The following is a 13,226-nucleotide window of genomic DNA, read 5'->3' on the forward strand; positions in this document are numbered from 1 at the left end:
CTGATTTTTTTATTTTAATGAGTTTGAGACATTATAACATAATTTCCAAATATATGAAAGTCCGGCTGTTAAATTACCGGTAAGTATTTAAACAAAACGTAGACATATCTTGGACTGAAAAACAATAGATTATAGTAATAATTATACTGGAGGAAGATAATGCAATTACCGACACGCTTTAATACATTTCAAAAAAATTTCAACAATAAGAATCGTATCAGGCAGACTTCTTATGATAATAGAAGAATTTATTCAAAGGCAGGTATTGTCCTGTTTTTGGCGATTATACTAATCTTCCCCACTTCCTCCTATCAAGGAGCAAAAAAGGGGCTGCTTTTATGGTTTAATACAGTACTTCCTACTTTATTACCTTTTATTATTGTTTCAAATCTAATAATAGGACTGCAAATAACAAAACCGCTTAGTAAATTACTTTATCCATTTTTTCATTTTTTGTTCGGTATTAGTAAAGGAGGCTGCTATCCTGTTCTAATGGGATTTTTATCCGGAATTCCGGTAGGAGCCAAATCCGTTGCGGATTTAGTAAATCAGGGAAGTATCGATGAGGACGAAGGCCAATATTTACTTGGTTTCTGTAATAATGCAAGTCCTATGTTTATAATGAGTTACATTGCAATTTCTCAATTAAAGCTTCCTGGGATCCGGTTTACTTTATTGTTAATCATTTACATATCCGGTATAATTTCTGCTTTTTTGTACTTCCGCCTTCTTCCGGGCAGGAATAATAGAAGCAATGCGGTATCCATCATGGAGTTCAGTCAAAATAGTATGAGAAACTTTAACAGCGAATCACCAAAATTTGATTTTGCATTACTGGATTCTGCCATAATGAACGGTTTTGAAATAATTACAAAAGTCGGCGGTTATATCATATTGTTTTCAATTCCGGTTCAAATTATATCCGGTCTTGGTAATGATAATTATTTAAAATTACTTCTTATTGGAATTTTAGAAATTACCACCGGTATAAATAAGATAAGTCAGTCTTCCCTGGATATGGGTACAAAAATAGCCTTTATAACTATGCTTACGGCTTTTGGCGGTTTGTCCGGTGTTGCACAGACTAAAAGCGTAATCAATAGTACAAGGCTATCAATTGTTACTTATATAAAGTCAAAATTAATGCATATGGCAATAGCATTTATTCTAACGGTAATCTATATACAGTTGGTTTTATACTGATTTTGATCTGCAGTATCATTTACTTAATATGTTTATTTAATATGTATGAAATTAACTTGGAAATTATTATTTATATCAATCAATGATAAATGTGTTTATTCGATATCCTCTAAGAAAGTATTTTCGTCAAAATTAAAATCATCGTCAGAATATTCTTCGCCGGTTTGTTCGGTTGCACTTTCTTCATTGGTATATTCTTGTCCACTGTTTTTTAATTCGTTTTTGTTATTAATAACGATATCCAGATTACCTTTTAAGGCATTTAATAAATTCTCATATTTCGTTCTGCTGCTTTCATATGCGTTGGTTAAAATGTTTTCAACATCTGAGAGCATCTCCTCCGTATAAGATAGGGCACCTGCTCGGATTTGGTTAGCATCATTATTAGCATCGGCTATAATTTTATCAGCTTCAGCTGCTGCCTTGCTAACCATTTCATTTGCCTGATAATATGCCTGCTGCATAATTTCATGATCATTTATAAGGGAATGTGCCTTTTCTCCTGCTTCAGCCATAATAGCCGCTGCTTTCTCTTCAGCATCTGCTATAATAGCATCACGATTCGAAATAATCTTTTGATATCTCTTAATCTCATCCGGAGTCCTTAGTCTTAATTCATCTAATAAATCATATAATTCATCCTTTGGTACGATTACTTTAGTAGTTGAAAGTGGTTGCATTCTACAGCTTTCTACGAATTCATAAATATCTTCAATTAATTGCTCTATTCTACTGGCACCCATATTAACCTCTCCTTAATTTATTATATTTTTCGTAAACAGACTGCACAATACAGGCAGGCACAAACTGTTCTATTTTTCCACCATAACTGGCTATTTCACGAACTGTACTGGAACTTAAATAAGCATATTCAACACTGGTTGTTAAAAATACCGTATCTACTTTGGGATTCATCTTATGGTTGGTCTGAGCTAACTGCAATTCATATTCAAAATCCGTAATAGCTCTTAATCCTCTTACGATTACATTTGCATTTTTCTCATCCGCAAAATCAACTAATAAACCCTGATAAGCTTCAATAGTAACATTAGGTATATCTTCTGTTACCAGTTCCAAAAACTTCACACGTTCTTCGGAAGTAAATAAAGGTGATTTACTGCTGTTTTTTAAAACTCCGATAATTAAATGATCCACTAACTTTGATGCACGTAATATAATATCTAAATGTCCCAATGTAACAGGATCAAAACTTCCGGGATAAACACCTATTCTCAATATAATTCCTGCCTTTCCTAGCTTCGAGTCTTTCTTTCGAGCCGGATAATGGCTAATATTTAATGTGAAAAACTTCAGCGCTATAACATATTCTTGCTTTTTGCTAATTAATCTTATGTGTAATTATTTTAATTCAATAAATACATGTTTATTTGTTTTATATTCTTTTTCTTTATATATCTGAAATCTTGAATTTTCAAGATATTCAAAACCAGTTTCTATGGAAGCTTCCACAATAATTAAGGTATTGTAATAAATAATATTGGAATTCATAAGAGCTTCTAAAACCTGTTTCTCTAACCTTTTATTATAAGGCGGATCCATGAAAATAATATCAAATACTTTACCCTGAACTTCTAAAGCCCTTATTGCTGATAAAACATCCATTGCCAGAATGCTGGCACCAATATCTAACCCGGTATTATGCAGATTATATTTTATGCAGTCCACCGCTCCTTTGCCATTCTCCACAAATACGGCTGAACCTGCTCCTCTGCTTAATGCTTCTATCCCGATGGCACCACTTCCGCTGAACAAATCTAAAAAATCACAATCTGCTAACCTGGGGTTTAAGATATTAAATAAAGTTTCTTTTATTCTATCCGTGGTAGGTCTGGTTTCCAGTCCATCAACTGTTCTTAATTTTAACCTTTTTGCTTTACCTGCAATAACTCTCATTCTTGCTCCCATTGATTAAATCATGTAAATATGTACATCCATTAGAAAAAATAATAGAAAACTCTAAAAATATCTATTAATATTGTATAATATAAAATTGTTTTGTCAACTTAATTTTACCTTTCTAGAGCATTTTTACTAGTTTTCCATCCTTTAATTTTACTCCATAATATTATATTATTCAACAAAAATTTTGATTTTCATAAATTTGGTAACGTATTTAATCAGATAAAAAGTATTATTTTATTGGATAATAACGAAAGAAAAAAGGCTGCTTTTTTAATAGCAGCCTTTTTTTTATGAGATAAACCTAATTTGTTTTTGATTCATTCGTAAATTATTGCTGACCAGACATAAGTTTTTCTTGTTCAGCAATCATTTTCTTTACCATCATACCACCAACGCTACCATTCTGGTAGGAAGTTAAGTCACCATTGTAACCATGTTTTAAAGGTACACCAATTTCACTTGCAACTTCGTATTTAAAACGATCTAATGCTTCTTTTGCCTGTGGTACTTCTGCTCTGTTTCTACTTGCCATAATAAACTCCTCCATTTTCTTATTTTGAGTCCAACTAGTTAATTTTTTTGTGTGCTTTGATTCAAAATAATTCTGTGTTGTTGTTTGTTACGCTATTATTATGTGCAATCTGTTTTTTAATAATCAGGTAATTTTTTGAAATAAATTTAAAAATAATGTGATTTTTACCGGTTAATTTGAAATATTGCAATTCTTTTGATAAAAAGTATTTTTACTTAATTTTTAACCTTTAGGTTCAATGTGAATAACATAGGTTGCATATGTTTTATCATTCGCTGCCGGAATCGAAAAAACCACATCACCCAAACTTTTTAATAAGGTATCATTAACAGTCTCATATTTCTCCATCTCACATTTACCTACATAAATATATTCAATTTGATATTTATCAATTAAAGATTTAACCAGTTCCTTATCCGATGAAGTATATATGTTCTGTATATCGGCAGCTCTTTTATCAATTACTTCCGTGTTACCTCTCCATAACCATTCATGCACGTACCATCCAAGTACGGTGGGAAGACCGGTAGCTACCGATACACGTTCATAATCGGAATAACTGTCGCCGTTTGCTTCCAGGATAACCGGAGTTCCTTTTATATTCTCATTCATCCAGTTTATTGCTTTAAAATCATAGGGCATCTGTGTTTTTAAATAAGCCGCCGCATCCAAACCTTTATACCCCGCCGTATTAAATATATTACCATACCAGGCTCCGATGGATACTTTGGAGTACCATAAACTGCTTAAAAACAGAATTAACGTAAAAATAACAAATTTTATCTGCCACCGGAACCTGCGCTCTCTTATAAATTTTAGAAAGATAAATCCGGCAGAGGTTCCAAACAGGATAAATGCCTGATAGGTCAGTTTAAACATAGTATTGGCTCTTTTATAATCACCAGAATAGATATCTTTAACATAAACCAGTTCCGGTATTAATACCAGACCAATTCCGCATAATCCAAGGGTTAAAATAAACAATTCGGAAATATTTAATCCGGCTAAAAATTTTATAATCAGATTTGAATGATTAGATTCATTAATTTTTAGTTCACCGGACTCCAATGTTTGGGGTTCTTTTGATTTCTGATTAAATTTTTGAATCAATTCAATGAATAAGCCAAGTACTAAAGTAATCGGAAGTCCCCATAAAATAATGAGCTGATAAAATGGTGTATGTGCATAGGAAATTTGTATTTTCGTTGATATTTGATCAAAATTCAAAGTGAATGGTAATGCAGTTAATTTAGCAACAATGATAACAGTAATCCCCTGAAATGCAGTAATCCAGAATGGTTTTTGAGATAGACGGTATCTGCCGTCTTCGTTTAAGGCAATATCCATTCCATAATCAACTAAATTCGAAAATAATATAACTGCGCCTGCAACTACATAATAAATCGGGAAATCCCAGAAGTTTGTTGTATGGAATAAACCAATGAAAAAACCTATCAATAATATATATGGATTTAGTATCTCTTTCCAAAGCCGTTTCTTATGGGATTTTTCTTCCTGTCCGATCATATTCCTTTGTTTTTTACGGTACAGCATCCATGCAAACAGAATTCCCAGCACTGTCAATACAAATATAATATTTATAACATGTGCATGCAGATCCCCCAATATAAATGAATAACTGGGAAATTCATGTATGGTTTTATCTTTCGTATCCGGATTGTAACCGATATATCTTGTGGAGTCCGGAAACCAGTAATGGGAATCGTCATCACTTTTAATTCCGAGCAGGTTCCGGAGTATTGGAACAATCCAATAAAATAAAGTAAAATGCATATTACCGGCAAAGCATACTCCTGCACCGGATAAAAGACCTGCGAATACGGGGGTCCTTTTATATTTAATAGTATAATCCTCTAAAAAATTTTGGGTTACATTATATATCAAAGAAAGAGGAAGAACGAATGCAAAAGCGGCTAATGTCATTAACATCAGGTTATACCCCACATTTACGGTGCATAAGGAAAGCTTTGTCATAAAAGCTGCCATATATTGACCGACATAATAATAATTAATCGTACTGCCGGCAAACCATAAATCTTTTGGAGGCATATAATCCCCGCGCATCATAATAGTCATAAACCCATAGTCCATGAATTTCTCTGTTCCGTAAGCCTCCGGTTTAAACCCTCTGATATACGTCCAGATTAAAAACAAAAACAGAAAAAGCAGTTCTTCCGTTATCATTGCTGTAATTTTATCCGGTGTAACCATGGAATTTTAGCTTCTTCTTTCGTTTTTATAAAAAGAAAAGCGTTAATACACAGAAACAGTAAACCTGCTATAACACAGGATAAAGAGTTAAATTTCATAATCCTTAAGGAGGAAAGAAACCACATAAGATAACCGGTTAAAGCAAGACCCACTGTCTTTGAAAATAAATATCCGTTATCATGAAAAAATCGAAAAAGTTTCTGTGTCATGGGTAAAAATATAATACCTAGCAATAATAAAACAAACCACCATTTAAAAAATGGAAAAAAATCTTCTTTTAGCAAAAATTTTGCCAAAATGAAAATAAATATTCCAAACATAACTTGAATTACATACTTTATTTTAAAAGGATATCCGCCTTTATCAGGCTCAATTATTGAATTCTCCATAATTAATCTAGACTCCCATCTGTAATCCGTTAACTGATATATTTATTAATTGCCATAAAATCTTTTACTGCCTGTCTGCCTATCCTAAAGATTTTTTTCATGTTAATGGAATTAACTCCGCCCTGTCTTGGTCGGAAAGTAATTGGTAAATATTTTACCGGCAGCTTTTTCTTGCCGTAAATGACAGAAACTAATACATTGGATAAGTTATAATCTTTTGGTATAAACCTGATATTCTCTTTTAAAGTTTCTGCCTGCATAAGGCGAAAAGGTGTATTGGCATCTTTTAATGAGATACGAAAACACAACTGTAATACCAGTTTTAAAACCTTTGTTACAAATAATCTGGACAATCCATCCTGCCGGTTGTTCCTAAAACCTATTATCATGGCATATTGTTTTCTTAGTTCCCAAAATTTCCAAAATTCTTCCGGTAAAGTCTGGCCGTCTGAATCCGTTTGAAATATATAGTCGGCTCCCTGCTTAATCCCATATTTATATCCATATAAAACGGTTGCACCATGACCACCGTTTTGTTTGGTTAATGGTTCAAAAGAAGGTCTAGTCTCTGCTTCTTTTTTCATAATGGAATAAGTTGAATCCCTGCTTCCATCATCAATTATGACTAATTTGCTGTCATTTCCAATTTTATCCACAATATTATACCAATCATTAATTATGTCCTGGATATTTTCTTCTTCATTGTAAGCTGGAATTACAATATAAAGTTTATCCATTTAAACCTCCCTGAAAAATATCAAGAGCCCGTCTTACAACGGCGTCCATGTTATAATAACGGTATTCGGCCAATCTTCCTAAGAATATAACATTTTTTTCTTTATCCATCTCAGCCTGGTATAAACCGAATTGTTCCTTACATTCTTTCGTAGGGAATGGATAATAAGGTTCACCCTCACTGCAGGGATATTCTTTTAAAATAGTAGTTTGTTTGTGTTCCTGCCAGGTTAACTTTTTAAATTCCGTTATACGGGTAAAATCGTAATCGTTTGGATAATTTACTACCGGAGCAGCCTGATATTCTTCCTTGTTAAAAGTTTCAAATATAAAATTAATACTGCGGTATTCCATTTTTCCGAATTTGTAATCATAAAAATAATCCGTAGGCCCGGTGTAAATTAATTTATCATACTTAAGATCCTTAATAACTTCCTTATAATCTGTATTAAGTAAAATCTTAATATTGGGATTAGATACCATTTTTTCACACATCTTGGTAAAGCCGTATTTCGGCATTCCCTGATAGCGGTCATTAAAATATCTGGTGTCCCGGTTTAAACGGATTGGGATTCTGGAGATTACGGATGTGTCAATTTCACCGGGATCAATTCCCCACTGTTTTTTTGTATAAGTCTCAAAAATCTTTTCATAGATATCCAAACCAACCTTGCTTAATGCAACATCCTTGCTGGTTTTAATTTCATCAATTTGAACTGCTTTTCCTTTTAAGAAATTTTCCACTTCATCACAGGAAAGATTCAGGTTATAGAGTTTATTAATGGTTTCCACCGTAATCGGCATTGGAATCAGGTTTCCATCAACATAGGTAAGAACTCTGTGCCAGAAATCATTCCAGGGAGTAAACCGGCTTAAATACTGATAAACCTCTCTATCATTGGTATGGAAGATATGTGGACCGTAATTATGAATTAGAATTCCATCCTCATTATAGGAATCATATACGTTACCGCCGATATGATTTCGTTTTTCTATAATTAATACCTTTTCCTTTAACTCAGCTGCTATTCTTTCCGCTATTGTTAGGCCTGCAAGTCCTGCTCCGACTACGATATACTTATAATACATAATAATCTCCTTTGATTGTATTTTATTTAACTTTTTGTAAAAGTCAAAGCGGATATTCGCAATCCGCTACGCTACTTGTAAGGTTAAACTTCTTTTCCACCCTTTATGCATTTTGCAATTAAATACCGGGGTCTTGCTTTTACTTCATGATAAATTTTGGTAAGGTAGATCCCGATTATTCCAAGGCTAATCATAACGGAACCCCCAATAATTAATTGCAGTAATATTACCGTGGTAAAGCCATCTAAAGCGCGCCCGGTTATTTTCATATAAATTGTCTGTATACCAATGATAAGAAAAAGGATAAATAACACGATACCCATTAAAGTAATGAAGTGTAAGGGAACTGTAGTATAAGAGGTAATCGCATTTAAAGCTAATTTTATCAGTCTTATCATGGACCATTTACTTTTACCGTTCACTCGTTCTTTCACATCAAATCCAATCGGTTTTCTTGAAAATCCTACCCAGGCAGACATTCCGCGAAAAAAAGTAGTACGCTCCGGCAGCTGCTTCCATGCCATTATCACTTTTTTATCAAGGAGTTTAAAATCAGAAGCATTACTAAGGTCTATATTGGAAGTTTTATATATAAACTTATAAAAAACCTTTACTCCAAGGCTATATAGAATTTTTTCTTTTCCACGGGCGTTTTTTACGCCTTCCACCACATCATATCCTTCTTCTCTCCAGATTTTAACCATCTCGGGTATTAATTCCGGGGGGTGCTGAAGATCCGAGTCCATTACTATGGTATAATCTCCGTCAGCATATTCCAAACCTGCACAGATTGCGGCTTCTTTTCCAAAATTTCTGCTTAACCGTATTGCCGTTATATCCGTATTTCCATACGCTAAGAATTCCAGCTGCTGCCAGGTATTATCTTTGGAACCGTCATCGATTAAAATAAATTTATGATAAATATGATTCTCCTTTAACAGATTATCTATTACGCGAATGGAATTTAATATATGACTGCCTTCCCCATATATGGGAATTACGATGGATGCCACCGCTTCTGCAGTCCGATCTTTCTTCTCCGTTAAGCCACTTACCAAAGTTTCCACAAACAGCATCTCCTTGTATAGTAGAAGCCATTCCAAGGAATATGAGCATAATTTATTTCACTCATACTGTCACAGGTATACATATTCGTGACCTCAAAGAAACCGCTTCCTTTATAATACATTATAAATATCTTCCGGTAATACTTCCGATAATTGTTCTTTGGTAGGTCTGTCATATGTTACTAAACGGTTTGCCTGATTTACAACAATCTTTTCAAATACATTCCGTATTCCTCTTGCATTTCCAAACTGCATCCTATTTCTCTTATCCATAGTATCTAGTTTATTTTTTACTTCAATAAGTGTCTCTTCTTCTATAACAAGGCCGGCTTTCCCAGCCATTGCTTTCAAAATAAGTATCAATTCCTCATTGGTATAATCTGCAAAATCGATAAATTTATTAAATCTTGATATTAATCCGGTATTTGCTTTTAAAAATTTCTGCATTTCATCCCGATACCCTGCAACAATGACAACTAAATTATCCCTATGATCTTCCATCATTTTTACTAAAGTATCAATCGCTTCGGCTCCGAAATCATTGGAGCCGATACTTCCAGCCAGGGAATATGCCTCGTCAATAAACAAAACTCCTCCAAGAGCCCTTTCTACTACTTCCTTAACTTTTAGTGCCGTCTGCCCGACATATCCTGCTACCAGTCCGGAACGGTCTGTTTCTATCATATTACCTTCGGATAAAATGCCTAATTCCTTATAAATTTTTGCTACCAATCTGGCAACTGTAGTTTTACCGGTTCCAGGATTACCGGTATAAACCATATGGAAAGACATATCCATCATAGGCATATTATATTCTTCACGAAGTTTCCTAACCTTAATCAGGTTAATCAAGGAATTAATCTCCGTTTTAACCGAATCCAAACCAATCAGGGAATATAACTCTTCCAGATATTCCTCCAGTTTTTCTTTTCTTTCATCCCCTGTCTCTGATTCTGTACGTGAAATCGTTTCTGCAGCAGTATGATACGATAAATCATTTTGTACATGCACTTCGGCTGGTTTGTTTTCAAACTTTTCTTTCTCTATTACTGAATCAACTGCCTTGTTTTGAATCTTTCGGATATTAATCTTAGCTTTGTCCCGATTTAAGATATACTTGTCTTTATATTTTTCAAAATCACCATTGGAAGTGAGCTGCAGGGCATTACTGTATTCCAGTTCTTCACAGCTGATTTTTCGAAAAACGTATCGTTCATCTATTATATAATTTAATTTATCATTACCCTTTAAGAAAGCACTGACCTGATGATAATATCCTAAGATAAAAGAAGTTAATTTCGTATTTTTGGAATCATTTATATATGACATCGTAAGTAATATATTAAGTAATGTATCAAAAAACATTCCGCCGATACAGGAAGATTTCTCTATATCCCGCAGGCTGCACAGCTGAAGTAATATGGGCGGTGCGTGAAGGACTTTTTCCGCCTGATATACTAATACCGTATCATTTTCCAGGACGGATGTCAAACCAAGCATATTGTGTTCCGGTATATCAGCTATAAATTGCCGTTCATCCGGATTAAAACAACCACAAAAAACCGCTAATTGAACCAGGAGCGCCTGAAGGTATAAATCCAGCATTTCTTCAATCGGACGGCGGAGTACAGCTTCCGGTTTTTCCCAGTAGCCCTCCTGTAATAACAGGTCACAATATTTTGCTAAGGTATTGTAATTATCTTTTCCAATCTGATAAAGTTTTGCTTTTGTATAACCCTGGCTCATTATGACACTCCTCCCCTGAATAATTACTAATTATTATACTATATATTTCCATAAATAAAAAGAGGATGTTACGAAATCCAACCGCCTCCCTTTTGGGAAATATTGCCCAAGTCTTACAGCGTACCCATATCAAAAAAGTTTATCTTATCCGCTAATTCCGGATTTTCTTCCAAAAACAGGTCAAATTCCGGTTTTGTTAAACTTTTTGCTGCCTCATTGGCCTTCATTAGCACAGAAGCATCATTATATATATCACCGATTCGAAACTCCATGTCTCCGCTTTGCCTGATACCAAACATATCCCCCGGACCTCTTAATTTAAGATCCTCACCGGCTATATAAAATCCATCATTGGATTTATTTAATATTTCGAGCCTTTCTTTCGTTTCTCTTCCACCCGATCCGCTGACCAAAATACAGTAGGACTGATGTTGACCTCTTCCAACTCTTCCCCTTAACTGGTGCAGCTGTGCAAGTCCAAAACGCTCCGCATTTTCAATCATCATGACGGTAGCATTAGGTACATTCACACCAACTTCTACAACTGTAGTAGAAACTAACACCTGTATATCTCCGGCAGAAAAACGTTCCATAATCTCATTTTTTTCTTTCGGTTTCATTTTACCATGTAAATATTCAACGATAATATCAGAGGGCATGGCTTCTTTTAGTTTTTCCGTATACTCCAACACATTCTCTGCTTCTATTACTTCACTTTCATCTACCATGGGACAAATAACATAGGCTTGTCTGCCTTCTCTTACTTCTTTCGCAATAAAACGATAGGCAGTTGGACGATAACCGGTATCCACCACACAGTTTTTAATGGGCAGGCGGTTTGCCGGCAGCTCATCCACAATGGATATATCCAGATCTCCGTATAATATAATAGCCAAAGTTCTGGGTATAGGTGTAGCGCTCATAACCAACACGTGAGGATGGATTCCTTTACCGGATAAGGCTTCTCTTTGCCTTACGCCAAAGCGGTGTTGTTCATCGGTTACAGCTAATGCCAGATTGTCATATTCCACTTTTTCCTGTATTAAAGCATGGGTACCTATTATCACATCCACCTCATGATTTTTAATCTTTTCATAGGCTTTCTTTTTCTCAGAGGTTGTCATGGAGCCTACCAGCAATATTGTCTTTATCCCATAGTCTGAAAACATCCGGTTCATGGATTCATAATGCTGTTTTGCCAATACTTCAGTAGGTACCATTAAGCTGCCCTGATAACCGTTTAATGTTGTTAAAAGCAGGGCAAGTGCTGCAAGTATGGTTTTACCTGACCCAACATCACCTTGTACTAACCGGTTCATAGTATGGTTTCCGGTCAAATCAGATTTTATTTCTTTCCATACTTTTAACTGTGCTTTCGTCAACTGATAGGGTAATTCACTTATGAACCGGTCACATCCTTCCTGTTCTATAATCCTGAAATCATTATTCCAGACTTTCTTTTTTTCTTTTAAAGCCTGTAAGGCTAATGTAAACTGAAAAAATTCATCAAATACCAGTCTGGTTCTGGCATCTGCCATTGTGTCAAAACATTTTGGAAAATGAATTTCCTGTATGGCGTTTTTATAATTTATTAAATGATACTCTTTTAATATTCTTTTCGGCAGATAATCTTTCGATAAATCCAATTGTTCCAACGCTGTTTTAACCGCTTTGGAAATCGCATTATTGGTAATACCCGCCGTTAAAATATAAACCGGCTGTAATACATTCATCTTTAACCTATATTCTTCTCTTGTATAGATATTTGGCTGTTCTATAACTAAAATACCATTTTTTCGGACTACCTTGCCGCGGAATATAAAATGATACCCCATATGTAATTTGTTACGTAAAAATGGCATATTAAACCAACTCAAATGTAATTTTCCACTGGAATCCTTCACCTGACAGCTGATTATTTTCAGATTCCTTACCTGTTTTGCCTGTACGGCCTGAATAACGGAGGCTTCAATCGAAACTATTTTACCCTCGGTAATATTGATTATAGGAATTGGAGCTTCAAAGACATCATAAGCTCTGGGATAATGCTTCAATAAGTCTTCTATCGTATATAATCCCATTTTGTTAAAATCTTTCTCAGTTTTTTCACCAATTCCTTTGATTGCCCTTAAAGGACCGGTTAATGTTATTAAACCACTATCTCTCATACCTTTCTCCATTTCTGCCTGGGCTTTTTAATACTTTTGACATAATAAATCAAACCTTACTTACCACAACCCTGGTTACTGTACTATCTTCTGTTATATCATGCGATAAAAAAAAGAATCTCCGTGTTTGCCCATAGCAAAC

General features: G+C 34.6%; 12 protein-coding genes. 1 reads left to right on the plus strand and 11 read right to left on the minus strand.

The window, feature by feature from the left end:
* The first annotated feature begins 159 nt into the window (after positions 1-159).
* Entirely contained in the window at positions 160-1,203 is a 1,044-nt protein-coding gene (locus Ana3638_RS18325) for a transporter (protein ID WP_161839324.1), read from the plus strand.
* 95 nt (positions 1,204-1,298) lie between these two features.
* On the opposite strand, the gene Ana3638_RS18330 is transcribed toward Ana3638_RS18325, so the two are convergent.
* From Ana3638_RS18330 to recG, 11 genes are all read right to left on the minus strand, one after another.
* Positions 1,299-1,946 (minus strand): ATPase, encoded by a 648-nt coding sequence (locus tag Ana3638_RS18330; protein WP_161839325.1) that lies wholly within the window; start codon positions 1,944-1,946, stop codon positions 1,299-1,301.
* A 1-nt stretch (position 1,947) separates the two neighbouring features.
* Positions 1,948-2,439, minus strand: coding sequence for a pantetheine-phosphate adenylyltransferase (gene coaD, locus Ana3638_RS18335; RefSeq protein WP_161839326.1), 492 nt, complete (start codon positions 2,437-2,439; stop codon positions 1,948-1,950).
* A 123-nt stretch (positions 2,440-2,562) separates the two neighbouring features.
* Positions 2,563-3,117, minus strand: coding sequence for a 16S rRNA (guanine(966)-N(2))-methyltransferase RsmD (gene rsmD / locus Ana3638_RS18340; RefSeq protein WP_161839327.1), 555 nt, complete (start codon positions 3,115-3,117; stop codon positions 2,563-2,565).
* 337 nt (positions 3,118-3,454) lie between these two features.
* Positions 3,455-3,658, minus strand: coding sequence for an alpha/beta-type small acid-soluble spore protein (locus Ana3638_RS18345; RefSeq protein ID WP_161839328.1), 204 nt, complete (start codon positions 3,656-3,658; stop codon positions 3,455-3,457).
* A 222-nt stretch (positions 3,659-3,880) separates the two neighbouring features.
* On the minus strand, positions 3,881-5,890 hold the full coding sequence (locus tag Ana3638_RS18350) for a DUF2298 domain-containing protein (protein ID WP_161839329.1): 2,010 nt from the start codon (positions 5,888-5,890) through the stop codon (positions 3,881-3,883).
* Positions 5,860-6,279, minus strand: coding sequence for a hypothetical protein (locus Ana3638_RS18355; RefSeq protein ID WP_161839330.1), 420 nt, complete (start codon positions 6,277-6,279; stop codon positions 5,860-5,862). The genes Ana3638_RS18350 and Ana3638_RS18355 overlap by 31 nt, the downstream gene beginning before the upstream one ends.
* A 29-nt stretch (positions 6,280-6,308) precedes the next feature.
* A complete protein-coding gene (locus Ana3638_RS18360) occupies positions 6,309-7,016 on the minus strand; it encodes a glycosyltransferase family 2 protein (protein ID WP_161839331.1) in 708 nt (235 codons plus the stop codon).
* Complete coding sequence (gene glf / locus Ana3638_RS18365) at positions 7,009-8,103, minus strand: UDP-galactopyranose mutase (RefSeq protein WP_161839332.1); 1,095 nt, start codon at positions 8,101-8,103, stop codon at positions 7,009-7,011. The genes Ana3638_RS18360 and glf overlap by 8 nt, the downstream gene beginning before the upstream one ends.
* A gap of 83 nt (positions 8,104-8,186) precedes the next feature.
* Positions 8,187-9,170 (minus strand): glycosyltransferase family 2 protein, encoded by a 984-nt coding sequence (locus tag Ana3638_RS18370; protein ID WP_330587649.1) that lies wholly within the window; start codon positions 9,168-9,170, stop codon positions 8,187-8,189.
* Between the two features lie 111 nt (positions 9,171-9,281).
* A complete protein-coding gene (locus Ana3638_RS18375; RefSeq protein ID WP_161839333.1) occupies positions 9,282-10,916 on the minus strand; it encodes an AAA family ATPase in 1,635 nt (544 codons plus the stop codon).
* Between the two features lie 113 nt (positions 10,917-11,029).
* Positions 11,030-13,084 carry an ATP-dependent DNA helicase RecG gene (gene recG / locus Ana3638_RS18380; protein WP_161839334.1) on the minus strand — a complete coding sequence of 685 codons (2,055 nt, stop codon included), beginning with the start codon at positions 13,082-13,084 and terminating at the stop codon, positions 11,030-11,032.
* Between the last annotated feature and the right edge of the window lie 142 nt (positions 13,085-13,226).

It is taken from the genome of Anaerocolumna sedimenticola (genome assembly GCF_009931695.1).
Classification (GTDB): domain Bacteria; phylum Bacillota; class Clostridia; order Lachnospirales; family Lachnospiraceae; genus Anaerocolumna; species Anaerocolumna sedimenticola.

Excerpts from the sequence above, each read along its gene's own strand:
- Ana3638_RS18375 (WP_161839333.1), bottom strand. The coding sequence starts at position 10,916 with ATGAGCCAGGGTTATACAAAAGCAAAACTTTATCAGATTGGAAAAGAT.
- Ana3638_RS18360 (WP_161839331.1), bottom strand. The coding sequence starts at position 7,016 with ATGGATAAACTTTATATTGTAATTCCAGCTTACAATGAAGAAGAAAAT.
- Ana3638_RS18345 (WP_161839328.1), bottom strand. The coding sequence starts at position 3,658 with ATGGCAAGTAGAAACAGAGCAGAAGTACCACAGGCAAAAGAAGCATTA.
- Ana3638_RS18330 (WP_161839325.1), bottom strand. The coding sequence starts at position 1,946 with ATGGGTGCCAGTAGAATAGAGCAATTAATTGAAGATATTTATGAATTC.
- Ana3638_RS18325 (WP_161839324.1), top strand. The coding sequence starts at position 160 with ATGCAATTACCGACACGCTTTAATACATTTCAAAAAAATTTCAACAAT.
- glf (WP_161839332.1), bottom strand. The coding sequence starts at position 8,103 with ATGTATTATAAGTATATCGTAGTCGGAGCAGGACTTGCAGGCCTAACA.
- Ana3638_RS18355 (WP_161839330.1), bottom strand. The coding sequence starts at position 6,279 with ATGGAGAATTCAATAATTGAGCCTGATAAAGGCGGATATCCTTTTAAA.
- Ana3638_RS18350 (WP_161839329.1), bottom strand. The coding sequence starts at position 5,890 with ATGGTTACACCGGATAAAATTACAGCAATGATAACGGAAGAACTGCTT.
- rsmD (WP_161839327.1), bottom strand. The coding sequence starts at position 3,117 with ATGAGAGTTATTGCAGGTAAAGCAAAAAGGTTAAAATTAAGAACAGTT.
- recG (WP_161839334.1), bottom strand. The coding sequence starts at position 13,084 with ATGAGAGATAGTGGTTTAATAACATTAACCGGTCCTTTAAGGGCAATC.